General features: G+C 72.5%; 15 protein-coding genes and 1 tRNA gene. 9 read left to right on the top strand and 7 right to left on the bottom strand.

The genetic code is table 11. The features are described 5' to 3' along the window. Positions 1-568: 568 nt before the first annotated feature. The 5 genes from AB0D46_RS00080 (at position 569) to AB0D46_RS00060 (ending at position 6,564) form a co-directional block, all read left to right on the top strand. Complete coding sequence (locus AB0D46_RS00080) at positions 569-2,077, top strand: hypothetical protein (RefSeq protein ID WP_362874961.1); 1,509 nt, start codon at positions 569-571, stop codon at positions 2,075-2,077. A gap of 85 nt (positions 2,078-2,162) precedes the next feature. Next, positions 2,163-3,092, top strand: a complete 930-nt coding sequence (locus AB0D46_RS00075) for a hypothetical protein (RefSeq protein WP_362874960.1) — start codon at positions 2,163-2,165, stop codon at positions 3,090-3,092. 692 nt (positions 3,093-3,784) lie between these two features. Beyond that, positions 3,785-3,858 (top strand) — tRNA-Met (locus tag AB0D46_RS00070). Between the two features lie 227 nt (positions 3,859-4,085). Next, positions 4,086-5,195, top strand: a complete 1,110-nt coding sequence (locus AB0D46_RS00065) for a PP2C family protein-serine/threonine phosphatase (protein ID WP_362875451.1) — start codon at positions 4,086-4,088, stop codon at positions 5,193-5,195. A gap of 316 nt (positions 5,196-5,511) precedes the next feature. Further along, a complete protein-coding gene (locus tag AB0D46_RS00060) occupies positions 5,512-6,564 on the top strand; it encodes a M23 family metallopeptidase (protein WP_362874959.1) in 1,053 nt (350 codons plus the stop codon). Here AB0D46_RS00060 and AB0D46_RS00055 read toward each other — a convergent pair. From AB0D46_RS00055 to AB0D46_RS00040, 4 genes are all read right to left on the bottom strand, one after another. Beyond that, positions 6,554-7,972, bottom strand: a complete 1,419-nt coding sequence (locus AB0D46_RS00055) for a PrsW family intramembrane metalloprotease (RefSeq protein WP_362874958.1) — start codon at positions 7,970-7,972, stop codon at positions 6,554-6,556. The genes AB0D46_RS00060 and AB0D46_RS00055 overlap by 11 nt on opposite strands. 44 nt (positions 7,973-8,016) lie before the next feature. Next, positions 8,017-8,826: a tRNA (guanosine(46)-N7)-methyltransferase TrmB gene (trmB, locus tag AB0D46_RS00050; protein ID WP_362875450.1), complete on the bottom strand. Its 810-nt coding sequence runs from the start codon at positions 8,824-8,826 to the stop codon at positions 8,017-8,019. Between the two features lie 201 nt (positions 8,827-9,027). Next, positions 9,028-10,248 carry an L-2-hydroxyglutarate oxidase gene (lhgO, locus tag AB0D46_RS00045; RefSeq protein WP_362874957.1) on the bottom strand — a complete coding sequence of 407 codons (1,221 nt, stop codon included), beginning with the start codon at positions 10,246-10,248 and terminating at the stop codon, positions 9,028-9,030. 19 nt (positions 10,249-10,267) lie between these two features. Continuing rightward, entirely contained in the window at positions 10,268-11,872 is a 1,605-nt protein-coding gene (locus AB0D46_RS00040; protein ID WP_362874956.1) for a sporulation protein, read from the bottom strand. 828 nt (positions 11,873-12,700) lie between these two features. Between AB0D46_RS00040 and AB0D46_RS00035 the strand changes: the two genes are divergently transcribed. Then, a complete protein-coding gene (locus AB0D46_RS00035) occupies positions 12,701-14,818 on the top strand; it encodes an asparagine synthase-related protein (protein WP_362875449.1) in 2,118 nt (705 codons plus the stop codon). A 156-nt stretch (positions 14,819-14,974) separates the two neighbouring features. Here the strand turns inward: AB0D46_RS00035 and AB0D46_RS00030 are convergent, their stop codons facing one another. Together AB0D46_RS00030 and AB0D46_RS00025 are read right to left on the bottom strand one after the other, a co-directional pair. Then, positions 14,975-16,942, bottom strand: coding sequence for a sigma-70 family RNA polymerase sigma factor (locus AB0D46_RS00030; protein ID WP_362874955.1), 1,968 nt, complete (start codon positions 16,940-16,942; stop codon positions 14,975-14,977). A gap of 607 nt (positions 16,943-17,549) precedes the next feature. Continuing rightward, positions 17,550-18,326, bottom strand: coding sequence for a helix-turn-helix domain-containing protein (locus tag AB0D46_RS00025; protein WP_362874954.1), 777 nt, complete (start codon positions 18,324-18,326; stop codon positions 17,550-17,552). Between the two features lie 342 nt (positions 18,327-18,668). Here AB0D46_RS00025 and AB0D46_RS00020 point away from each other — a divergent pair, with 342 nt between their 5' ends. After that, positions 18,669-20,096 carry an NAD(P)/FAD-dependent oxidoreductase gene (locus AB0D46_RS00020; RefSeq protein WP_362874953.1) on the top strand — a complete coding sequence of 476 codons (1,428 nt, stop codon included), beginning with the start codon at positions 18,669-18,671 and terminating at the stop codon, positions 20,094-20,096. A 156-nt stretch (positions 20,097-20,252) separates the two neighbouring features. Further along, positions 20,253-21,980 (top strand): ATP-binding SpoIIE family protein phosphatase, encoded by a 1,728-nt coding sequence (locus AB0D46_RS00015; protein WP_362875448.1) that lies wholly within the window; start codon positions 20,253-20,255, stop codon positions 21,978-21,980. 70 nt (positions 21,981-22,050) lie between these two features. Here the strand turns inward: AB0D46_RS00015 and AB0D46_RS00010 are convergent, their stop codons facing one another. Then, complete coding sequence (locus AB0D46_RS00010) at positions 22,051-23,346, bottom strand: MFS transporter (RefSeq protein ID WP_362875447.1); 1,296 nt, start codon at positions 23,344-23,346, stop codon at positions 22,051-22,053. Positions 23,347-23,469: 123 nt separating this feature from the next. On the opposite strand from AB0D46_RS00010, the gene AB0D46_RS00005 reads away from it, so the two are divergent. Then, positions 23,470-24,006: a MarR family transcriptional regulator gene (locus tag AB0D46_RS00005; protein WP_362874952.1), complete on the top strand. Its 537-nt coding sequence runs from the start codon at positions 23,470-23,472 to the stop codon at positions 24,004-24,006. Positions 24,007-24,431 lie beyond the last annotated feature (425 nt).

The raw sequence follows: 24,431 nt of genomic DNA, 5'->3' as shown, positions 1-24,431 counted from the left end.
TCGATCTGTTTCAGGGATCCAAATAGGGGCCAGCCTGGCCCTGCGTCGGCACTACATGTTGGAGAAGCATCCGCCCGCGGTGTCAGTGCTGTCCGGCACCATGGACACGGTAGCGATCGAGACCTGTGGGGATGCAATGAGTGAGACGGACCCGCGTTCAGGACTTCCTGTCGAGTTCCTTCGCGCCGTCGTTTCGGAGGCCGGACCCGACTCTCCTCCAACGCACGCCGCCATGGAGCGCGTCCGCGCCATGCCGCACGAGGCCGCGCACGATGGCCTTGTGTTGGCCCTCTTGCAAGGGGCGCTCCGCGATGCCGCACCCGAGTGGCTGGTCCAAACCGCGATCGAGAGAGACCTGGAACGGAGCGCCAAGCCCTACGAGGGTCCGTGCGTGGACCTGCTGTCTGCCGCCCTTTCGCACTCCTCCTGTATGCATGACCGGCGGGTAGAGGCTTTGCGTCGTTGTTCCGGCTCCCAGCTCGCAGCACTGGGTCGAGCCGGAAACGGGGAGCCGCTCGCTCACGAGGTGGCTTCCGAGCTGCGGGAACGAGGGGCCAACAGCCGGCCCATGACGCCGGAGCAGCTGGCGGAACCAGGTGACGCCCAACTGGTCTTGCGGAACTCGGCCCTGCACGACGTCGTCTTCGCGGCGGCCCTCGAGCTCCTATCGACGTTCCCACGTCCCGCGAAGCGAGGGGACGGAGAAGACTTCGACGCCTGGTACGACGCGCATACAGCCGCCCTGGATGCCTGGCGCACGATGTGGGAACAGGTGGTCTCCACCCATACCCACCGCCACCGGCAGCTCGTCGATTGGGCTGCGGAATCCCCCGCCGACGGCACCATCCGACGGCACCTCCTCAGCAAGCTTCCGTGGGAAGTCGAGCCGAGCCTCCTGGAGGAGATCGCCAACGATGACCTCGCGCGCTTCAGGGACAGCCTGCTGATCACACGGCTGTGCCGGATGTTCAGGGGTGGCGCCTCCGAACAAGAGGTGCGTTCCCACTTCTCTGATGAGATCGAACATCTGACGCCCAAGCGCAGGCGCCACGTCGAGGAGTACATCTCCGACGTGGTGGGCATCCGGGAGTACGGCGAACACGCAGCCACCTCGTGGATGGAAAGTTCAGCGGAGGACGGCTGGCGGTACGTTCTCAACCCCACCGACGCGAAGCATCGGTGGGGCGAGCCCCACACCTGGCGCTCTCCGGACGATCTCCTGCGCACCCTGGGTGAGCGCTTCGCGAGGGCCGGCGTGGAAGCACTGATGATATGGGAGCCTCATGAGGACGCGGTGTCCCCCAGCCCGCGCAACCTTCGCTGGGTGCACTCCACCCTGGTCCACCTGCCCACCGTCTCGGGCGATGTGGAGGAGCGGGTGCGCGCGATGCTCAAGGCGTCCCGCCCGGATCCACGAGCCCGGCTAAGGGCCCATGACTACGCGGCCCTCGACAACGAGCGAAAGCTGTCCGAACTCCGGACCGCGATCGAGCGGATCATTGGCGATCCTGCGGCAGCGGCCCGCAAAGCCGCACTTGGTGATCCGCAGAGCGTGACCGTCCGGGATCTCGCTGGCGCGTCCGAGGAAGTACTGGAGGACTACCTGGAGCGTCACGCCGGAAACGGCGACCTTGTCGAGAAGGCGCTCCTCGCCTTTGCTTCACGCTCTTACCGGTCAAAGCCCACATTCGCAGATGTGCTGGCCCGCCACCCGACTCCCCAGAGCGCCCTGCTGGGCGTCACCACCGACCTCCGCCGGCGCCTCGGCGGCTCGCCCAACCACCGGGAGGCATGGACGCGGGAAGTGCTCGCTTTGCCGGACAACAGCCCAGAGCTGATCCGGGCACTTCCGGCATGGACGGTGCTCACCATCGAAGGAAGCTCACGCTACGGGGCAGGGCACAACGCCGTCACCGCAGTCGTGATGCACTCCCTAGGCGACAGCAAAGAGGCCTGGGCCCGCTTCGCCTCGAACCCGGCCTCCTATTCAGGACCCACGGCCTGGCTTCGGCTCGGAGACATCCTGAATGCCTCCGTCAACGGCACTCCATGGCCTACTCCGCCGACCGCCCGGTAGAAACGCCAATTCCGGACTCGATCGCCTGAGCGGCACACGAAACTGGTCTGACCAGCCATTTCCATTCGCGTCATGAGGAGCTCGTATGCCGCATAACACCACCCGAGTAGGACGCTTCCGCATGGGTCGGCTATCCGGCAGCCGACCGGAGTCATTGGCGACGTGGCGTGTGACTACAAACGACGCCTGCGTGGCCGACCGTATTGCGCACCTTCTGGGGGGCCAACCTCAACCGAACGAAGGGGGCGGAGACCACTCCGAGGAAGTGGTCACGGGCCGAGAGACCGTACGGATCCTCATGGACGGGCCTGACGCGGTGACCTCTCGCATGCTCCTTCACAATGGCCAGAGAACCGTCCACGAATGCGACGGCTCGCAGTTCCTTGCGCCGCCTCAGGTGAAGGGCCGCCCTTGCGGTTGCCCTCCTCTGCTCGCGGACCGCAAGGCAGCCGCGAAGAGCGGGCGCGCGCCCTCGCCTTCCATCGATTTCGTGTTCCGCATCGAAGCAGACCCTTCGCTCGGTGAATTTCACTTCCAGGCAGGCTCTTGGAAGTTGGCAGAGCAGATCCCGGGCCTACTGGAAGAGCTCGGACGAGTAGAGGGTCCGGCAGTCTGTGAGTTCACCCTTGAATACGTCAGCTTCGAGACGAAAGCCGGTGTCTCGGTCTGCTATCGCAAGCCCGTGGTCACCGTGCTCGGCAGCCCCGGCACCGTCCCCCCGGAGGCTCCGCTATCCGTGGCCTCCATGCCCCTGTCTGCCGTGCCTTCGATTCCGTGGACTCCGGCTCGGCGCCACGCCCCGTCGCTCCCGCCCGTTCCTGAGCTGCCCCACCCAGTCGATTTGGACTCCAAGCTGGTCGACCGCGCCGCCCGAGCACTCGGCACCAGCGGGAAGCAGGAGACCGTCGTCGCCGCTCTCACCCAGGCGGTGGAAAACCAGCACCTGGCTGCGGAGCTCGATCGGCTGCGCAACCATGTCAAACGCATCGCCACCATCGCGGACCAAGCACTCTAGGTCCGGAGGTAGACCCTGATCTGGCCGCTGGCGCTGGAGCCCAGGTCAGCAGGGCCGCATGCGTGAGCGGACGTGGTGGCAAGGCCGGGTCTGGGGTGGATCACGCGGCATGCAGTACCGGTCTGACCAGGAACTTTTGGACGTCACCCGACTGAGTGGCACGGCCCGGCATGATCTTGCCTGGACTTTTAATCCGTTGGTTGTCGGTTCGAGTCCGACATGGCCTACCGCTCGCGCGGCGGAGGAACCTCCCTCCGACCTGCGCCTGAGCGCCCCATCCGAGTTCTTCGGGTGGGGCGCTTTGCCGTGCCCGGGACGTCGGGTCGTCTGATGCGCGGACCGCGTCCAGGGGGGGTTCCGTGTCGGCCTCGTGCGCCCCGAACCGCCCACGGAGAAGTACAGCCACGAGATGGACGGCGAGACCACGAACGCCCGGGGGATCCGGCAGCCCGAACCCGAACCCGAACCCGAACCCGAACCCGAGCCCGCGGCTGTGGTGCGGGCGTCGCGTGCCGACCGACCGCTCAGCGACGCGACCCCGTGGGGTGACGCGTCGCCGGATTCCGGGGTGGGGCTTCGTTGTTCCGGGCCGATTAAACGCCTCTGACCTGCGGTGCTGTGCTGTTCGGGGGTGCCCCGGGCGTTAAGTGGTGGGGGGCGTCCCCCGAATGACGTAGAGTTGGGTTTACCGACGCGGGGTGGAGCAGCTCGGTAGCTCGCTGGGCTCATAACCCAGAGGTCGCAGGTTCAAATCCTGTCCCCGCTACTCAGTACGAAGGCCCGGTTCCCTTGTGGAACCGGGCCTTCGTCGTTCCCCGTTGTACCAAGGACACCCGGCGTCACCCGATCGGCGCGGTCCGGTCGCCGGACCGGGGCCGGTACCGCCAGCCTTGAGGGGGCGAGGCGGGACCGGCGGCAGGAGACAGCGTGGCGGGGCTGGGCCGGCAGGACAAGGAGCGCGCGACCGTCCCCGGCGAGGGCGCGGCCCCGCGGGTGGCGCGGCTGCTCCCCGTCCTGCTGATCCTCGTCGGGCTCGTCTTCAACCTGCTGACGCCGCCCAGCTTCACCGGTTCGCCCTTCTTCTCCGCCGCCCCGCTCGTCGCCGCTCCCCTGTTCACCTTCCGGGCGACCGCCCTGATCGGCCTGACCGCCTCGCTGGCCGTCGTCGCCCTGCACGCGTACAGCGGCACCGGGTGGAAGGTCGAGGCGCTGACCGAGTTGGCGACCGTACTCACCGTGTCCGGACTGGCCCTGCTGATCAACCGGGTCGTGCGGCGCAGCGTCGCGCGGCTCGCGTCCGCGCGGGGGATCGCCGAGGCCGCGCAGCGGGCCGTGCTGCCCACCCCGGCCGAACGGATCGCGGGGCTGCACGTCTCCGCCCGGTACGTGGCCGCGCAGGCCGACGCGTTCATCGGCGGGGACCTGTACGCCGTCCAGGACACCCCGTACGGGGTACGGCTCGCGGTGGGCGACGTACGGGGCAAGGGCCTGGGGGCGGTGGAGGCCGTGGCCGTGGTGCTGGGTGCCTTCCGCGAGGCGGCGGACACCGAACCGACCCTGGAGCGGCTCGCCCAGCGCTTGGAGCGGGCCCTGAACCGGGAGGGCGTCCGGCGCGACAGCCTCGACGCGGTGGAGGGGTTCACGACCTGCGTGCTCGGGGAGATCCCGCCGGGCGCCGAGCAACTGCGGCTGCTCAACCGGGGGCACCCCGAACCGTTGCTGCTGCACGCCGACGGGGGACTGGCGGTGCTCGCCCCGGCCGAACCGGCCCTGCCGTTGGGGCTCGGCGAGCTGGCCGTCCTGGGGCCGGCGGACCGGGCCGGGCAGTGGGCCTTCCCGGCCGGTAGCACCCTGCTCCTGTACACGGACGGGCTCTCCGAGGCCCGGGACGCGGCGGGCGTCTTCTACGATCCGGCGGACCGGCTGCGGGGGCGGGTCTTCCCCGGGCCGGACGAACTGCTCGACGCGCTCAGCAGCGACGTGCGCCGGTACACGGGAGGCGGCGCGAGCGACGACATGGCGCTGCTGGCGGTGGGCCGGCCCGGGGAGGGGCAGCCGGAGCGGAGGCGGACCGTACCGGTGGTGCCGCGGGAGGAGGCGTAGCGGCCGAACGCCCGTCCGTCCGTGACCGTCCGTGGCGAGAGCGGCGCACTGTGCGAGTGTCCTGACGGTTCGTCATTTCGCCAATGTGGCTGAAGTGATGACCGAATGCGGTGCTCTTTGCCCCAGTTGGTTGCCGATAGTCGCTGATGTCCAGGCCAAAGCCGTGCATGGCGTGGCTGATTGGTGTTAACGATCAATCGCAACAGCTTGGAATCACTCCCCCATGTCTATTACCTTTCGATAACGCATCGCGGTCGTCCCAGTCGTCGCAAGAGGCGACACCGCGTGCGTTCTCGCCCATGAGGAGTGTGCCCCGGTGGCCTCCAACTCGCCTGCCCCTGAAGGCACCGACGTCCAGGAGGCGCCCGGCGCCGGAGCCTGGGGCGAGTGGAACCCCACCGAGGACTCCGTCCGTCCGGTCCGCGGCAAGCACCGCACCTTCAAGCCGCGCGGCGGCCTCGCCCGCAGCTCGACCGTGCTGGGCGTCGGCGTGATCGCGGCGGTCGGCGCGGGCGGCATCGCCACCGCGCAGGACCGACCCCAGGTCTCCATATCCATGCCCTCGCTGCCCGACCTGATGGGCGGCGAGCGCGCGAGCGCCGCCCCCGCCGAGACGCCCGCCGCCGCGGACACCGGGACCGCGCAGATCCCGCAGCAGGCCGCCGCCCAGGGACAGGGCGACGCGGGTGAGGCGCTGCGCAACCGCATCCTCCAGCAGGCCGAGTCGCAGCAGGACGCCACCGACACGCAGGCCCTGGCCGACGCCGAGCGGACGGCCCGCGAGGCCGCCGCCCAGGAGGCGAAGACCCAGAAGGAAGCGGCCGACAAGGAGGCCGAGACGGTGCGCGCCGCAGCCGAGAAGGCCGCCGCGGACCAGGCGGCCGCCGAGAAGACGGCGGCCGACGAGGCCGACGCCAAGGCCAAGGCCGAGGCGGCCTCCGCGCCGGCGGCCGCGCCCGTCGCGAAGTCGGCGGGCGGCTTCGTCCTGCCGACCTCCGCCTACACCCTCACCTCCCGCTACGGCGCCGCCGGCTCCATGTGGTCCTCCGGCCACCACACGGGCCTCGACTTCGCCGCCCCGACGGGAACCCCGGTCAAGGCGGTGGGCGCCGGGAAGATCATCTCGGCGGGCTGGTCCGGCGCGTACGGCTACCGGATCGTGCTCCAGCTCAACGACGGTACGGAGATCTGGTACTGCCACCTCTCCTCGATGTCGGTGACCTCCGGCGCGGTGGGCACGGGCGAGACCATCGGCCGCGTCGGCGCGACCGGCAACGTCACCGGCGCCCACCTCCACCTGGAGGTCCGCAAGGGCGGTTCGACGATGGACCCCATGGCGTGGCTGAACAGCAAGGGCCTCAGCGTCTAGCACTGGCGCGACCGGGGCTCGGTTCTGGTTCCCTGCGCGGCTCCGGCTCCCTGCGCGGCTCCGGCTCCCTGCGCGGCTCCGGCCTCGGCTCCGGTTCTCGGCGCGACGCCGGGCGTTCCGGCCGGCCGGCCAGGTGGCGCCTGGGGGCGGGTACGGCCGCGAGGGCGCCCGTCGGGGGTCGCGCGGAGGCGGACTCGCCCTCCTGGGGCAGGCCCGAGCGGTGCGGCAGCAGTTCCTCCAGTACCGCCGCCCGGGCCAGCGCGGGGGCGGCCGTCGCCCGGCGCAGCCACAGGGCGTGCAGCAACTCCCTCTCCCGCTCGGCGAAATCCGGCTCCCGGCCGGCCCGGCCGCGGCGGCGGGCGCGGTGGCGCAGCACGGCCAGGGCGGTGGCGTCCGCCGCGTAACGGGACACCGCCCGGGCGGACGGGCGGCCCCCGGCGGCTCGGGCCAGGCCCCTCGCCAGCGAACGGGCCGGCAGCGAAGCCAGGGCCGGCACCTCCGCCGGACTGAGCCAGCCCGCGCCGGCGTACACCGACAGCTCGGCGGCGACGGCCCGCAGCCGTTGGCGCCGCATCCGCACGGCCGACCACAGCAGCAGCCCGAACGCCGGGACCATCACGCAGCCGTAGACCGCGTAGAAACCGTACTCACCGAAGTGTGAGGAGCCGTTCCACAGGGCGTGCGTCGCCATGGCCAGCGTCAACCCGAGCAGCGGCAGGCCGATCCGGCGCGAACGGCGGGCGCTGAGCGAGGCCGCCCCGAAGCCGAGGCCCGTCAGCACGGTGAACAGCGGGTGCGCGAACGGCGACAGCACGACCCGTACGAAGAACGTCGCCGCCGTCACGGAGTCCAGTACGCCGGTGCCGTTGGCCACGTCCTCGTAGAAGGCGTTGCCCAGGTAGAGGATGTTCTCGGTGAAGGCGAAGCCGGTGGCGGTGAACCCGGCGAGCACGAACCCGTCGGCGGGGCCCGCGAAGTGGCGTCTTCGGAAGGCGAACACGAGGAACAGGGCGGCGGCCTTGGCGGTCTCCTCGACGACCGGGGCGATCACGACCGAGCCGAGCTGATCGGCGTCGGAGGGGTCGGCGGTGGCGGCCGCGACCCACTGGGTCGCGAAGTTGTTGGCCAGTATCGCGATCAGCGCCGCGGTGCAGGCCCCCCAGCCGAAGCAGAACAGCAACTGCCGCCAGGGGCCGGGCGCGGCCCGGCCGAGCCACCGGAACGCCGCCATGAGCGGCGGGACCGGCAGCAGGGCCAGGCCGAGCCCCACGAAGAAGCCCGCGGTGCCGGTCTGTTCCCGGACCAGTTCCAGGATCGCGATCCCGGTGGCGGTGAGCAGGACGACGAGCACGCACGTCCGGACCCCGGCCGACGGGCGTGCGAGCACACGGGAGAGCGCTCGGAACACACGATGACCCTACCGAGCGGGTCGGACACCCGGAGTGACGTTGGTCAGTTCGTGCTGGGAAGGGTGGGGTTGGTGAGGCCGATGGGGTCGGTGAGGACGCCGGGAGCGCGGTGTTCCGCGCGGCGGAAGAGGAGGTCGTGGACCACGTGCCCCTTGTCCAGACCTTGGCCCTCGAACCGGGTGAGCGGCCGGAAGTCGGGGCGCGGGGCGTAGCCGCCGTCCTGCTGGGTGTTCTCGAACTCGGGGTGCGCGGTGAGGACTTCGAGCATCTGCTCGGCGTACGGCTCCCAGTCCGTCGCACAGTGCAGGACCGCGCCGGGGGCCAGGCGGGTGGCGGCCAGGTCGAGGAACTCGGGCTGGATCAGCCGACGCTTGTGGTGACGGGCCTTGGGCCAGGGGTCCGGGAAGTACACGCGCAGCCCGGCGAGGGAGTCCGGCGGCAGCATCTCGCGGAGCAGGATGATCGCGTCGCCGTTGGCCACCCGGACGTTGCTGAGGCCGCCCCGCTCCGCGAGGGCGAGGAGGTTGCCCTGGCCGGGGGTGTGCACGTCGGCGGCGAGGATGCCGGTGTCGGGGTCGGCGGCGGCCATCTGGGCGGTGGCCTCGCCCATGCCGAAGCCGATCTCCAGGACCACGGGGAGCCCGTCGAAGAGCCGCTTGAGGTCGATGACCTCGTGGCCGTCGATGTCGAGGCCCCAGGTGCCCCAGAGCCGCTTCAGGGCTTCGCCCTGGCCGGTGGTCACCCGGCTGCGGCGGGGCTGGAAGCTGCGGATGCGGCGCTCGTGGTGCGAGCCGGCCGGATCGGGGGCGGGGCCGTCGGGGAAGCGGGGCTCGGTGCGCCACTTGGGGGGCACGTACGAGGACGCCTCCGGCGCGGTCTCCGGGAGGCTGGGCTGGGGGTTCGGGGACTCAGACACAATGCCGAGATTCTACGACGTGGGGGGTGGGGGGTGCGGTGCCCCGGCCGGGAGGTGGGGGGTGGGGTCGGTGGCGGTGCAGGGTCGGGGTGGGCGGCGGCCCCGGCCGGCGCACCCCCCGGACCCGCGGTGTGGGGGTCAAGCGGTGTGGAGGGTGTGGAGGGCTCGGGTGGCTACTTCGCGGCCGATGGGGAGGGAGGCGGTCGCGGCGGGGGAGGGGGCGTTGAGGACGTGCACCGTGCGGGGGGCCTCGCGGATCAGGAAGTCGTCGACCAGGGTTCCGTCCCGCAGCACCGCCTGCGCGCGGACGCCGGCCGCGGCCGGGGTGAGGTCCGCGGCGGTGACGGCGGGCAGCAGGCGGCGTACGGCCTCGGTGAACGCCCGCTTCGACAGGGAGCGGCGGATCTCGCCCGCCCCGTACCGCCAGTGCCGCGCGCCCAGCCGCCAGGATCCCGGCCAGGTCAGCTCGGAGCCGATGTCGCGGGGGCGGACGGTGGACCAGCCGTAGCCCTCGCGGGCCAGCGCGGGCACCGCGTTCGGCCCGACGTGGACGCCGCCGCCGATGCCCCGGGTGAGGTGGACGCCGAGGAAGGGGAACGCCGGGTCGGGCACCGGGTACACCAGGCCCCGGACCAGGTCCGGGCGGGCCAGGTCGTAGTACTCACCGCGGAACGGGATGATCCGCATGCCCGGGTCGTCGCCGGCCAGCCGGGCGATCCGGTCGCACTGCAGGCCCGCGCAGTTCACCAGCACCTTCGCCCGGACCACCAGGCCGGACGTCGTGCGCACCGCCACCGCCGAGGGCCGGCGGGAGACGAGGTCCACCGCGCCGCCGTAGACGATCTCCGCGCCGGAGGACTCCGCGAGCTGCGCCGCCACCCGCCCGTAGTCGACGATGCCCGTGGTGCCGACGTGGATCGCGGCGAGGCCGTGGACCTCCGGCTCGTACTCGGCGATCTGCGCCGGGCCCAGTTCGCGGACCGGGATGCCGTTCTCCCGGCCGCGCTGGACGAGGGAGTGCAGGCGGGGGAGCTCCCGGCGTTCGGTGGCGACGATCAGCTTGCCGGTGACCTCGTGCGGGATGTCGTGCTCGGCGCAGAACTTGACCATCTCGGCGGCCCCGCGCACCGCGAAGCGTGCCTTGAGCGAGCCGGGGCGGTAGTAGATGCCGCTGTGGATCACCCCGCTGTTGCGGCCCGTCTGGTGCCGGGCGGGGCCGGCCTCCTTCTCCAGGACGACCACGCGCGTCCCCGGGGCCAGCCGTGAAAGGGCATGCGCGGTCGACAGGCCGACGATCCCACCACCGATCACCAGCACGTCGCAGTCCACGCTGACACCTCCCACCCCTGCATACTGCACCCCGCCACCGACAATGCGGCTACGCGGGTGTCACCAGCAGCGGCCGAGCCCGCTCGCGGAGCTCCGCGACGCGCGGTTCGTCCCCGTACGGTTCGAGCCGGTGCAGCAGGTCCCGTACGTACTCGTTCGTCCGGGCCGAGGAGATCCGGCCCGCGACCTCCACCGCGCGGGTGCCGGCCGCGCACGCCGCGTCGAGGTTGCCCGACTCGAGTTCGGCGACCGCGCTGACGACCAGCCGCAGCCCGTGCGAGCGCGCGTACTCCTCGGTCGGGCGGGACAGGGCCTGTTCGGTGAAGCGGCGCGCCTGACGGGGGAGTTTGAGGTCCCGATAGCATTCCGCCGCATCCGCCGCGAAACGGTCGTACGAGTAGAAACCGAGCCAGGTCGGGTCGCCGTCGCCGTCGCGGGAGCGCTCCAGCCAGCCCTCGGCGGCGCGCAACGCCGTCCCGGCGGCCACCGAGTCGCCCGCCTTCGCGTGCGCCCGCGCCTCGACGAGGTGGAAGAAGCTCATGGTGCGGGAGGTGGCGAGGCCGCGGTTGCGTTCCACGGCGGCCTGGGCGAGGTCCACGCCCTCGTCGGGGAAGTCCCGGTAGGTGGCCTGGAGCGACATGGAGGCCAGGACGTAGCCGCCGAGCGGTACGTCGGCGGCCGCGCGGGCCAGCCGCAGGGCCTGGATGTAGTAGCGCTGGGCCGCCTCCTGCTGGCCGGTGTCGAAGGCCATCCAGCCGGCCAACCGGGTCAGTTCGGCGGTCGCGCCGAAGAGGGCGCGGCCCACTTCGTCGGTGTAGGAGCCGAGCAGCAGCGGCGCCGCGTCCATCCGCAGGCACTCGGGGACCATCGACGAACGCCAGTCCCCGCCGCCGTACTTGGAGTCCCAGCGGCGCGCCTCCTCGGCGGCCTCGCGCAGCTTCGTCACGTCGCTGTGCCCGACCCGCTGCGGGGAACCCTCCGTCGGCGCGGAGCCGGCCGGGGGCGCCGTCGGCGCGGTTTCGCTTCCGGGCGGCGCGGGCACAACGTCCTGCGCGGGGAGTACGGCTGCCGGCCGGGTCGGGGCGGGCTGCCGGGTCGCGGTGGCGGGGCGGGCCGCCGGGGCGGGGCGAGGGGCGCCGGTCGGGGTGGGCGACGTACCGGAATCGGGTGCCGGGTCCGGTTCGCGCGCCACCGAGCTGTCGGCCGGAGATATCAGCCAGCGGGAGGCGGGCGTCGCGTACGCGGAGACCGCGAAGGATCCGGCGAGGGACTGCCAGATCCCGCCACCACCGCGCCGCCCGGCGAGGTCCAGCCGGTAGAGGTCGGTGGCGGAGCGGACGGCCGCGCCGATGTCGCGGGGGAAGGCCAGTCCGACCTCGGGCGCCGGATCCGCGTCCGCCAGTCCGATCTCGTGCAGCGGCACGGGCCGGCCCAGCTTCGCCCCGATGGCGGCGGCGATCAGGTGCGGGGCCGCGCCCTGCGGCACCATCCCCTTCGACACCCAGCGGGCGACCGAGGTCTTGTCGTAGCGAAGCGTCAGACCGCGCTGTGCGCCGAGGTCGTTGACCCGCCGGGCCAGCCCGGCGTTGCTGATGCCCGCCAGGGCGAGGACGGCGCCGAGCTTCTCGTTGGGCTCGCGGAGCTCCCTGGACATGCGCCACCCCTCGTCACACGCGGAACGCAGACGACGCCGGGGCATAGGCGCCCGGCATTTCGTAAACCCAGCGTAGTTCCCCGCCTCCCAAGCGTTAAGGCCCCGAGTTCCGTATGGCGGGATTGTTGTCCGCACGCACAGTCGGGGCGGTGCCCGGGCCCGGGGCGCACGTGTCAGTCCGTGCTCCGGCCGTGTGGCCGTGCGCCCGGCCGTGCGCTCTGGCCCGTGCCGGGGCCCGGCGATTCGATGTGCGGTGCGTGGGTCGGCCCGCCACGTGGACCAGGTGGGCCGGGGGATGCCGCTACCCCAATCCCCGCGGGTGGCGGAACGGTCCGGGGGGTGGAACCCGCCTCCCGGACCGCGCCCGCCGCCATAGCCGGCGGCGACGCGCGCACGTACTCAGTACGGTCGAAGAATGGCCGAAACCGACCTATGGGGCGGTGGGAACGGAACGCCAAATACCGTGTGGCCGGGGCGTATTCGTTTACATGTGCGCCCCCCGAAGTCGCTCTCGCACGCCCATCACGTGGCAGCATGGACCCGAGCCACCCGGGGTCCCGCCGGCCGCGCCCTCAGCGACGACAGCGTCGTCCGAGCCGTGCACCGCCCCGGTCATGTGCCCACAGGCTGGGGGAGGCGGCGGTGCGCTGGTTGGTCGGCTGGAGCAGTATCGCCGCGAGCTTCGGCACGGCCGGGCGCGTCTCCGGCCGGGGGACGGGCCGAGCGACACCGGGTGCGTACGGGGCTTCGGACGCCTACGGGGCTTCGGACGGGCGTGACTCCGCCGCCAACGGCCGGGGCCCGTACGGGGACCGGACCCGGGGCGGCATCGCGGACGCAGCCCACCCCGACGACCCCGCCGCCCAGGACGCCGACCGCACCGTCCACCCCGTCGGCGCCCAACTCCTGTGGGGCGACCCCGACCCGCTGTGGGCCGTCGGCGACTGGCGCCCCGACGAGATCCGCACCGTCACCGCCGACCCCGCGGACCCCTTCACCCGCCTGGCCGTCCTCGGCTGCTGCGGCGCCACCGACGCAGAGCTCAGACGCGCCCTCTACGCGGCCCGCGGCGGCGCCCTGCGCCACCTGACCCAGTGGTCCGGCAGCTACACCGCCGTCGTCCAGGCCGGCCGCCGCATCACCGTCCTCGGCGACCTCGCCGGTGCCCGGCCCGTGTTCTACACGCCCTGGGCCGGTGGCACCGCGTACGCCACCGCCGCCCTCCCGCTCGCCGACCTCATCGAGGCCCAGCTCGACGTGGGCCACCTCGCCGCCCTCCTGGCCTGCCCCGACAGCCCCGAGGCGCTGGGCGACGGCACACCGTACACGGGCGTCAAGCGCATCCCGCCCGGCCACACGCTGATCCTGCGCGAGGGCTCCCGCGAGATCACCGGCTACGAACCCGTGGCCTCCCTCGCCGTGGCCACGCCCGAGGCCGACGCCGAGCGCGCGGTGGAGGGCGTACGGGAAGCTTTGGTCGACGCGGTGCGCGCCCGGCTCACGGCGCCCCGGCATGCTCCCGAAACAGTTGTTCCCGATCCGGGCCCGGTGCCCGGAATGGGACCCGCCGACCGGCGCGCGGCCCGCGGGGCGCCCGCACCCGGCGTGGGCGCCGACCTGTCCGGCGGCAGCGCCTCCGCCACCCTCGCCCTGCTCGCCGCCGGCATGCCCGGCGCACCCGGCACCATCCCCGGCTCGGGCTCGCGGCTGCTCGCCGTCACCTTCAACGACCTCGCCACCCCGCAGGGCCGCGAGGCCGAACTCGCGCGCGCCCACGCCATCGCCGCCGACCCCCGGCTGCACCACGTCGTCGTCGCCGCCGCCGAAGAGGCCCTGCCCTACGCGGAACTCGACGGTCCGCTCACCGACGAACCCGGCCCCTCCCTCGTCGTCGCCGCCCGCGAACGCCGCCGCCTGGCCGCCGGCTCCGCCGACCACTTCGTCGGCCACGGCGCCCGCCAGGTCCTCGACGCCCACCCCGCCCGCATGGCCGACCTCCTCCTGGACCGCCGACGCCGGCACCTGCTGCGGCCCGTCGCCGCGCTCGCCCGCTCCGCGTCGGCCTCCGGAGAGTCCCTCCTCGTCCCGCTCACCGTGTACTCCGCGGCCCGCCGCCTCGCCCGTACGCCGTACCGCGCGGGCATCGAGGCCGCCGCGGCCCGGCTGCGCGAAGGGGCCGTCGGGGGCAACGTGAGCAGCGCCGTCGACGCCTCCCTCGCCGCCCTCACCTGGTCCCGGCCCGGACCCGCCGCGGCTTGGCTGACCGGCGAGGCCCTCGCGGAAGTATCGATCCGGCTGGGCGCCGCCGCGGGACGACCGCCGCTCTCCCTGCGCCCCGGCGAGGCCCGCGCCCGCTCCGTGCTGACCCGGCACGCCGCCGACCACCGGGTCTTCGAGCAGGCCGTGGAGGTGCGCAGCCAGCGCCTGCACGCGCCGTTCCTCGACAACCAGGTCGTACGGGCCGCGCGGGCCCTGCCGGAATCCCTGCGGGTGCAACCCGGGGCCCGCGCCGCGATCCTGCGCAGCGTGCTGGCCGCCACCGGCGTACGCGAACTGCCGCCCGACTGGGGGGTCACCGAGCACGCCCCGAACGAGAGCGCGACCCGCCTCGGGCTGCGCGCCGCCCTCCAGGAACTCCTCGCGCTCTTCGCGGCCCCGCTGCTCGCCGACGCGGGCCTGATCGAAGCCCGGGTCGTTCGTCAGGCGCTGCTCGACGCCGCCGACGGCCGGCCCGTGCCGCTCGACGGGCTCGCGGAACTCGTCTCGATGGAACTGTGGCTGCGCCGCCTCCTCGCCCGTCGCGGCACCTGTTGGACCGGCACCTCGACGCCGCGCCGGCGGGCCGTCCCCGTCCTCGACACCCCGCTCGGCCGCCTCGCCCCCGGCGTTCCCCTCCGGCTCCGACCGGCGGCCCCGGACCACCTGCGCAGGCCGGCGGACCGCTGAACGAACCCCGCCGCGAGGGGGCTGCTCCGCGTACGGCCCCATGACGTGGCTCCCGCGCGCGCCGGGTCGGCGGCCGCGCGAGCGCCGTCCGACGCCGGCCCGCCACCACCGGCGGTCGCCGCCTCCCTGCCGGCCCCGGCGGCGCCGCCGACCGGCTCAGCGGCAGCTGATCACCGCGTCGGCCCAGCTCGCCAGCGTCGGCAACTTCCCCCGCACGACCTGCTCCACCACCAGCCGCAGCGTCGCGCGCCCGGCCAGCGAAACGTTCACCGCCTCGGGGGCGTCCCCGTAGCCGAGGACGCCCGACCGCCACAGCCGTTGCCCGTCGCCGTAGACGGAGAACCGCACCGTGCCGTCGGTCAGCAGCGACAGCCCGTCCACCCCGGCCCGCGCCGAGAAGGCGCTGCACCGGCGGTTCAGGGTGATCTCCACCGAGGAACGGGAGTTGACCGTGATCCCCTGCCCGAACCGCTGCCCCCCGATCGCCGGCCCCCACCGCTGCCACACCCAGCTGCTGCGCCAGGTCTCCAGCTCCGGGCCACTGTGCGACCCGTACGCCGAATGGCCGAGCCGGGCCAACGGGAACCCCTGCGGGGGCTGCGGCGCCGGGGTGGCCGGCGGGGTCGGCGAGGGCTTCGCCCGCGTTGGCGCGGGCCCCGGCCGGGTGGTCACCGGGGCCGGCTTCGCAGCCGAGGGCCGCACCGGGGCCGGCGCGGAGGCCGCCGGGGCAGGGGGCGTACTCGTACGGCGCGGCGGTACGGAGGCCCGCGCGGCCGGAGCCGGAGCCCCCACCGGAGTCGACCCCGGCGGCGTGGGCGACGGGCTCGGCTTCGGCACCACCGGCACGGCCGGCGCCGCCACCCCGGGCGCCGGCTTCGCCGGGGCCTGCGGCTCGGGCTCGTCCCCGGCCAGCGCGAACACCACCCCGGCCGCCGCCGCGACCGCGATCCCGGCCGCGATGGCGGCCTTGGCCGGCAACCCCAGCCCCTCCGACACGGCCGCACCCCCGGCGCCGGCGCCCGCACCCCCGGCCCCACCCGCACCGGCACTGCCGGCCCCGGCCGCCGCGCCCGCCCCGACTCCTGCTCCCGCCGATGATCCGCCCGCCGTGGCGGCGGCCGCTCCGGCCCCGCTCGCGGCCACGGCCCCACCGGCCACCACCCCGGCCGCCTTGGCGGCGTACCCGGCGGCGAACCACCCGATGACCGCGACCGGCAGCAGCGCGGGGATCCCGGCGTTGACGTCCTTCAGCTCCCCGGCGGCGACGCGGCACTTGGCGCACTCCTCCAGGTGCTTGCGCAGCCCCCGTTCCGCCCGCATCCGCAGCCCGCCCCGGGCGTACGCGCCCAGCCGGTCCGCGTACCGCGCGCAGTCCCCGCCCGAGCTGAGCGCGGAACTCACATGGGCCTGGAGGTACGCCTGCTTGAGGCCCTCCCGGGCCCGGCCGGCCAGGACCGCCGTCGCGTTGGCGCTGAGCCCGAACAACGGGGCGATCGCACTCGGCGAGGCCTCCTCGACGGTGGTGTGCCACAGCACGGCCTGCCACCGCTCGGGCAGGCTCCGGAAGGCCTGCATGGCCAGCGACTGCTCGGCCTCGTGCATCGCCCGTACGTCCGCGCCCAGTTCGAGGGTGTCGGACCCGCTCAGCGCGGACGCGGACTCGGCTCCCGTCGACTGCTCCGCGAACAGGGCGAAGTCCTCGACGAGCTGCTCCCGCCTGGCGGTCTTCGCCCACGTCGCCGCGACCCGCCGGACGGTGGTGAGCAGGTAGGCCCGCACCGACTGGTCCGGCCCGGCCCCGCCGCGCACCGCCTGCAGCGTCCGCGCGAACACCTCGGCGGTCAGATCGTCGGCGGTGTGTCCGTCGCGGCAACAGGTACGGGCGTAGCGGCGGACCGCGTCGGCGTGCCGCCGGAAGAGTTCCTCGTACGCGCCGTCGTCGCCGCCGCGCATCCGGGCGACCAAGTCCGCGTCGGACGGGGGGAGATCGGTGCCGCCCGCCACCGGGGCGGCATGTCGGCCGTGTGGTTCGCGCTGGGCCGGGACCTGACGGGCGGGCAGGCTGCCCGACTCGACCTCGCCACCAGCACCACCGCGAGACTCGTCCCGCCCGTCAAAGCTCATCGCGGAAGCCCCCGCACGCCACACTCAACCGGTACACCGATCCAGCGTGGCACACGGCGAAGGCGCCCCCACCCGCTCCGAGCGGCATCCACTCATCCGGGCAAGATCAAGCGATTCGCCGCACCGATCCTCACTCGTTCGAGCTACCGCCCGTTCGATCAACTCCCGTGACGTCCATCGCTGTTCGAACCACCGACCACCTCCCGCGCCCCCCACCGCAGCTGGGTGAACCACCCGGCGTCACGTCACATACGACCCGGCTTCGCTCCGCGCAGTCACCCGGCACCCAGCCGCCAACCCCGACGCCGACCGACCGGCCGGGCGAAGCACCCGAGGCACACGCCTTCGACGCATCACCCCCGCGCAGCGCCGGAACCGGTCCGTAGGGGCCGAGTGTTGGCCCCGTACCGGCCCGCGTCCCGGCCCGAAACACGCGCGGCCACCACCCGGAAGCACCGCTCCCGGCGACCGCACCGCACATCAGCAGGAAGCGCCACCCGAAGGCACCGCCCGGAAACGCCGCCCGAGGCACCGCTCCCGGCGACCGCACCGCACGTCACCCGAAGGCAGCGCCCCGCAGGCGTCGCCCCCCGGCGACCGCGCCCCCTCACGCTGTCCGGGAACGCAGCCCTTCGAGCAGGATGTCCAGCAGTCGGGCCGAAGCCGCGGCCTGCTGGGCAGGGTCCGGCAGCGCCGGCGCCGCCGTCGCGATGACCAGCAGCACATCGGCCACCGTCACATCCGCGCGCAGCTCACCGGCCTCCCGGGCGCGGTCCACCAGGCGTCCGACGACCTCCAGCAGCGCACCCGCGCCGGAGTCGTCCGCGAGCTCGTCCTCGACGGAGTGCCGCGCGCCCACGACCCGGAGGTCGGGCGCACCGCCCACGACGGCCTGACGCTGGTGCGGAACACGCGCCGCGGCGACCGGCGCCTGCTCGGCCCCGTCCTCCCCGTCCGCGTCGACCCGCAGGATCTGCGGCGGCAGCAGCCGCCCCGCGCCGGAGGCCACGGAGGTGCGCAGGAAGCGCGACAGTGCCTGCCACGGCTCCTCCTCCTGGCCCAGCGCGGACTTGGCCTGCTCGGTGAGCCTGGCGGTCTCCTCCTCCGCTATGCGGCGGACCAGGACGTCCTTGCTCGGGAACCGCCGGTAGACGGTGCCGACACCGACGCGGGCGCGGCGCGCCACGTCCTCCATCGGAGCCCCGTAGCCCAGCTCGCCGAATACCTCGCGAGCCGCGCGCAGGACGTGTTCGAGGTTGCGCTGAGCGTCCACGCGCAGCGGCGTCGAGCGACCCACCCCGTGGGTCGTCGTGCCCGTCATCACGCGGCCGCCGCTCTCGGCAGACAGAGCGGTGGCAGAACCATGGAAATCGGAAATGTGCATATGTATCCCCCGGTAATCATTTGTCTCCCCCCGGAGACACTCCCCGCCTTCACATCGAGGGGGGCCACGGTCATGAGGGCCCCGGTCCTACTCCTCGACGAGATACGAACATAGTTGAGCCAGAGTCAATTCAGAAGAGGCAGCCCCGGACCGGCCGCCGCCCGATCGGAGCATTGACCCCCACTTTTCCCCAGGAAGCCCCCGGAATCTCCGCCTCCGCACGCCCTGACCTGCGAACCTTCACCCCCTCCAGGCCCCTGCGGCAGTCCCGTCCCGGCACCCCCACCGGTCACACAACTTGTCGGGCCTGTGGACAAACTCCCAGCCACGTTGCGTCATGGGATGGTGAAGGCTGCTAACTCCCGGGGCGACGCCCCCGGTACCCCGCCCCGCACGCGCATCCTCATCGTCGGCGGCGGCTACGTCGGCATGTACACGGCCCTGGGCCTCCAGCGAAAGCTGAGATCCGGCGAGGCCGAGGTCACGGTGGTCACACCCGAGCCGTACATGACCTATCAGCCCTTCCTTCCGGAGGCCGCCGCCGGCTCGATCTCACCCCGCCACGTCGTCGTACCGCTGCGCCGCGTCCTCGACCGCTGCCGCATCGTCATCGGCGAGGCCAGGAGCATCGACCACGCCAAGCGCACCGCGACCATCACCACCCTCGCCACCGCCGAGGAGGGCACCGGCGCGATCGAGATCGAGTACGACGAGATCGTCCTCGCGCCCGGCTCGGTCTCCCGCACCCTCCCCATCCCCGGCCTCGCCGACTACGCCATCGGGTTCAAGACCGTCGAAGAGGCCATCGGCCTGCGCAACCACGTCATCGAACAGATGGACATCGCCTCCTCCACGCGCGATCCGGCGATCCGCGACGCGGCCCTGACCTTCGTCTTCGTCGGCGGCGGATACGCGGGCGTCGAAGCGCTCGGCGAACTGGAGGACATGGCGCGCTACGCCGCCCGGTACTACCACAACGTCAAGCCCGAGGACATGAAGTGGGTGCTGGTCGAGGCCAGCGATCGGATCCTCCCCGAAGTCGGCCCGGAGATGGGCACCTACACGGTCCGTGAACTGCGGCGCCGCAACATCGACGTCCGGCTGGAAACGCGCCTCGACTCCTGCGAGGACCGCGTCGCCGTCCTCAGCGACGGCTCCCGCTTCCCCACCCGCACCGTCGTCTGGACCGCCGGCGTCAAACCCCACCCCGTCCTCGCCGCCTCCGACCTCCCCAGGAACGAACACGGGCGCCTCACCTGCACCTCCTTCCTCACCGTCAAAGACGTCGAACACGCCTGGGCCGCCGGCGACGCCGCCGCCGTCCCCGACATCACCGCCGCCGAACCGGGCCACACCTGCGCCCCCAACGCGCAACACGCCGTCCGCCAGGCCAAGCAACTCGCCGACAACCTCGTCGCCGCCCTGCGCGACGAGGTCCTCACCGAGTACGCCCACCGGTACGTCGGCTCCGTCGCCTCCCTCGGCCTCCACAAGGGCGTCGCCCACGTCTACGGCCGCAAGATCAAGGGCTACCCGGCCTGGTTCATGCACCGCGCCTACCACCTCAGCCGCGTCCCCACCTTCAACCGCAAGATGCGCGTCCTTGCGGAATGGACCCTCTCAGGTCTGTTCAAGCGGGAGATCGTCTCCCTAGGCTCACTCGAACACCCCAGGGCAGAATTCGAACTCGCCGCAGGCGGAGGCCCGGCACACCACAAGCCCCGCCCCGCCCCCGAACCCCCGCAGGACAGTCAGGACAGCCAAGGCTGACGTTGTCAGTGCGGTCCGCCACACTGGACGTGTGACCATAGGTGCGCTCGCACCTGCACAGAGTGACCGTGCGGTGTCCGCGCACCGCATCTCCCGTCCAGAGACCGACCACGAGCGACACAGCGACCACTTGCGACACCACGAGGCTTGAACGCAGTGAACTTCACGCGCTGGAGCGCCCGGTTTCCCGGAACGCAGCGCCGCGCCGCAGCGCGGAACGAACACGCCGTCGCCCAGGCCAAACGGGGTGAGGGCTCCGTCCCGGCAGCCCGCGGCGCCGCCCACCCCACCAGCCCACCGGAGGGCAGCCCCGGCGACGCCACCGTCTCCGGCACCGGTACGGCGCCGCTCGCCGCCGCCCCCGCCCTCGACGAGCTGTCCGTGCGCGAGGTCCTCGGCCTGCTCCCGGCCCTCGTCGCGCTCGTCCACGGCCCCCAGCACCGCGTCGCCTACGTCAACGACGCCTACACCGCCGGCTTCGGCCCCCGAACCCCCGGCGCCCCCGCGCACGAGGCCCTGCCCGAACTCGGCGAACTCGGCCTCCTCGAACTCCTCGACCAGGTCCAGCGCAGCGGCAAGCCCCGTACGGCCAAGAACCGCACCGCCCCCGGCGGCGGCAGCTCCTACACCGTGACCTGCACCCCGGTCGACTTCCCGAAGACCGACGCCGACGGCCCCGACGATCCGCACCACAGCGGAATCCTCGTCCACCTCGCCGACGTCACCGACCACGCCGAAGCCGTCGACCGGCTCCGCGTGAGCGAGCGCCGCCAGCGCGAAGCCGCAGTCACCCTCCAGCGCTCCCTCCTCCCGCAGGAGCTGGAACAGCCCGACGACCTCCGCGTCGCAGCGACCTACCAACCCGGTGGCACCGAGGCCGCCGTCGGAGGCGACTGGTACGACGTCATCACCCTCGGCGCCGGCCGCACCGCCCTCGTCATCGGCGACGTCATGGGCCGCGGCGTGCGCGCCGCCGCCGTCATGGGCCAGCTCCGCACCGCCGTCCGGGCCTACGCCCGCCTCGACCTGCCTCCGCACGAGGTGCTCCAACTCCTCGACGGCCTCGCCGCCGAGATCGACGCCAGCCAGATCGCCACCTGCGTCTACGCCGTCCACGACCCCAACGAGGGCCTCCTGGCGTACGCCTCCGCCGGCCACCTCCCGATCCTCGTCCGCGACGAGGACGGCACCGTACGCCGCGCCGCCGACCCCACCGGGCCGCCGCTCGGCACCGGAGGCTGGCTGCACACCTCCGGCACCATCGCGCTGGGCCCCGGCTCCACCGCCGTCCTCTACACCGACGGCCTGGTCGAACGCCGCGGCGAGGACATCGACGAAGGCGTCGCCACTCTCGAACGCGCCCTCTCCGGTGCCCAGGGCACCCCCGCCGTCGTCTGCGACCGCCTCATGCGCGCCCTCGGCGTGGACGCCGACCACGACGACGACGTCGCCGTGATGGTCCTCCAACAGCCCGCCCGCACCGGAGCCGACGCCGAGCTGTTCCACAACGCCGCCCTCGAACTCCTCGGCGGCATCGAGGCGGCCCCGCGCGCCCGCGCCTTCGCCCAGGGCGTCCTCGCCTCCTGGCGGTTCCCGGTCGAACTGTGCGACCTCGGTGTCCTGGCCGCCGGCGAACTCGTCGCGAATTCCCTCCAGCACGGCACCCCGCCCATGCGACTGCGCCTGCGCCGCACCGACCGCCGCCTGATCGTCGAAGTCACCGACGGGGACGACCACCTCCCGCGCCGGCGCCGCGCCGAACCGGCCGACGAGACCGGCCGCGGCATCTCCATCGTCGCCACCATCGCCTCGTCCTGGGGCAGCCGCCGCACCCCCGGCGGCGGCAAGGCCGTCTGGTGCGAGTTCGCCCTGCCGGACAAGTAGCCACCCACGCGAAAGGCCCCGGTCCACAGGACCGGGGCCTTTCGCGTACTTCGTGCATCCCTGCGTACGACTACACGTGCGCGGGTTCCGAAGCGACGGCCTTCCCCACGCCGACGGCCGGACCGCCCTGCGCCACGACCCTGCTCAGCGACGGATTGTCCTGCACGGGGCTCAACTGCTTGCCGAGCCGCAACGCCAACCCGGCGATCCCCAGCGAGACCACCACGAACAGTCCGATGTAGAGCATCGGGATCCCCGCACCGAGCGGCACACCGAGCGGCCCGAGCGCCAGCGCCATCTGCTTCACCAGGGCGAAGGCCGAGTTGTACTGCCCGACCGAACCCTCCGGCGCCAGATCGGCCACCAGCGGAGCCAGCGTCGGCGACAGCATCGCCTCACCTATGCCGAACAGCGCGTACGTCGTGATGAACGCGGCCGCGGCCATCATCGCGCTGCCGTGCCCGAGCCCGGAGAACCCGGCGATGACCCACGCCACGGTCCAGATCAGCCCGACCAGCGCGATCACCCGCGACCGACGCCGCTTCTCGACGAGCCGCAGCACCACGAACTGGGCGATCACGATCGCACCCGTGTTGGCGGCCAGCGCGAAACCGAGCGTGGACGGGGATATCCCCGCAGCCTCCGTACCGAAGGCCGCCAGACCCGACTCGAACTGTCCGTAGCAGGCGAAGAAGAGGACGAAGCCCAGCACGCACAACTGCACCATCGCCTTGTGCCCGAGCAGCCGCCTCCAGCCGCCGCCCACCGGGGCCGCGCCCTTCTGCGGCATGGCGTTCTGAAGGCCCGCCACCTGCGGCATCCGCACGGTGGCGATGACCGCCGCCAGCACCAGGAACATCACGGCCTCGATGCCGAACAGCAGGGTGAAGCTGCCGGGCCGGCTCTCGTCGACGATCTGACCGCCGACGAGCCCGCCTATGCCCAGCCCGAGGTTCTGCAGGAAGAACTGCAGGGCGAAGGAGCGCGTCCGCGTCGCCGGGGTCGAGCACCACACGATCATCGTGGCGAGCGCCGGCTGCATGACGGCCTGTCCGGCACCCAGCGCCAATGCCGACAACAGGATCGGCACGACCCCCGTGGACAGCCCGAGCGCGAGCGCACCCACGGAGGCGAGGACGGCCGCACCCATGACCACGGGCACCGGACCACGCCGGTCGATGACCCGTCCGGTGAAGGGCAGCGCGACGAGAGCTCCCAGCGCGAACGCCACGAACGCACTCGTGGCAGCCATGGAACCCAGATCCCGCACCTGCGCCACATAGATGTAGAGGAACGGAACCGTGAAGCCGATGCCGAACGCGGTCAACGCGTTCCCGGCCTGGATCCGCCGCATCGCAGCGCCCATCACCTTGGTCACTTTCACCACCTTGATAACTGAAGCCTGAAGACTTCATCCCTAAAGTTCGATCCTTAACTCTACACATCGAAGGAGTTAGATGCCAATGGGTCTCGTGCCATACTTCGACGCATGGGTGACACCCCCGACGGCACCACGCCCGTCCACGAGCCGAGCCTCGATGAGCAGATCGCCGTCTACCAGCGCGAGTTCCAGGACCTCGACCCCCAGGTCGAGAAGGTGGTGTCGGCATTGAGCCGACTGAACCGCCGCATGAACGTCGCGTACGGACGCCAGACCGCCGCCCTGGGCATCAGCAACGCCGAGTGGGAGGTCCTCAAGGCGCTCGTCATCTCCGGCGCCCCCTACCGGATGGGCCCGAGCGAGCTCGCGAAGCAGCTGGGTCTGACGCCGGCGGCGATGACGCACCGGATCGACCGCATGACCGCGGAAGGACTGGTCACGCGCGAGCGCGACGAGTCCAACCGGGTCCGCGTGATCGTGGAGCTCACCGACGAGGGCCGCAGCAAGTGGCTGGACGCGATGCGCGCGGCCACGGTCTTCGAGGAGGACCTCCTCCAGGACCTGTCCACGGCCGAGCGCGCGATCCTCGGAGACGCGCTCACCCGGCTGCTGGACCGGGTGGAAGACCTCCAGTCGAGGCCCTGACCTGAAGGGTTGACACCGACCCCACGGGTCCGTATGGTTCTTCGAGTTGTCCCAGAGCCGATAGGTTCTGGTGTCAACGATCCCGCCGCCTCGTTGCGGCACCCAACTCAGCAAGATCTCCCACTGGGAACGAATTCGGCATGTCCGAATTCCTTTCCGAAGGCCCGATTATCGGTTGCCGGGGAAATCGGCTAGAGTTCGGGAGTCGGAAGGGCCCAACAGCCCGGAAGACAAATCCCGCTGACTGGGAGTCAGGCCCGAAAGAGTCTGATAGAGTCGGAAACGCAAGAACAGAACAACACAGAACGAAAGCCCGGAGGAAAGCCCGAGAGGGTGAGTACAAAGGAAGCGTCCGTTCCTTGAGAACTCAACAGCGTGCCAAAAATCAACGCCAAAAGTTGATACCCCGTCCATTTCGGTGGATG

This window comes from Streptomyces sp. NPDC048383, from assembly GCF_040651775.1.
GTDB lineage: Bacteria > Actinomycetota > Actinomycetes > Streptomycetales > Streptomycetaceae > Streptomyces.
The sequence above is the reverse complement of the archived record's forward strand: the minus strand, read 5'-3'. Positions and strand labels throughout refer to the sequence as shown.

What these genes read in the sequence shown, in the direction of transcription:
- AB0D46_RS00080 (WP_362874961.1), top strand. Translation starts at nt 569, where the DNA reads ATGACGCCGGAGCAGCTGGCGGAACCAGGTGACGCCCAACTGGTCTTG.
- AB0D46_RS00075 (WP_362874960.1), top strand. Translation starts at nt 2,163, where the DNA reads ATGCCGCATAACACCACCCGAGTAGGACGCTTCCGCATGGGTCGGCTA.
- AB0D46_RS00040 (WP_362874956.1), bottom strand. Translation starts at nt 11,872, where the DNA reads ATGTCCAGGGAGCTCCGCGAGCCCAACGAGAAGCTCGGCGCCGTCCTC.
- AB0D46_RS00030 (WP_362874955.1), bottom strand. Translation starts at nt 16,942, where the DNA reads ATGAGCTTTGACGGGCGGGACGAGTCTCGCGGTGGTGCTGGTGGCGAG.
- AB0D46_RS00025 (WP_362874954.1), bottom strand. Translation starts at nt 18,326, where the DNA reads ATGCACATTTCCGATTTCCATGGTTCTGCCACCGCTCTGTCTGCCGAG.
- AB0D46_RS00020 (WP_362874953.1), top strand. Translation starts at nt 18,669, where the DNA reads ATGGTGAAGGCTGCTAACTCCCGGGGCGACGCCCCCGGTACCCCGCCC.
- AB0D46_RS00010 (WP_362875447.1), bottom strand. Translation starts at nt 23,346, where the DNA reads ATGGGCGCTGCGATGCGGCGGATCCAGGCCGGGAACGCGTTGACCGCG.
- AB0D46_RS00005 (WP_362874952.1), top strand. Translation starts at nt 23,470, where the DNA reads ATGGGTGACACCCCCGACGGCACCACGCCCGTCCACGAGCCGAGCCTC.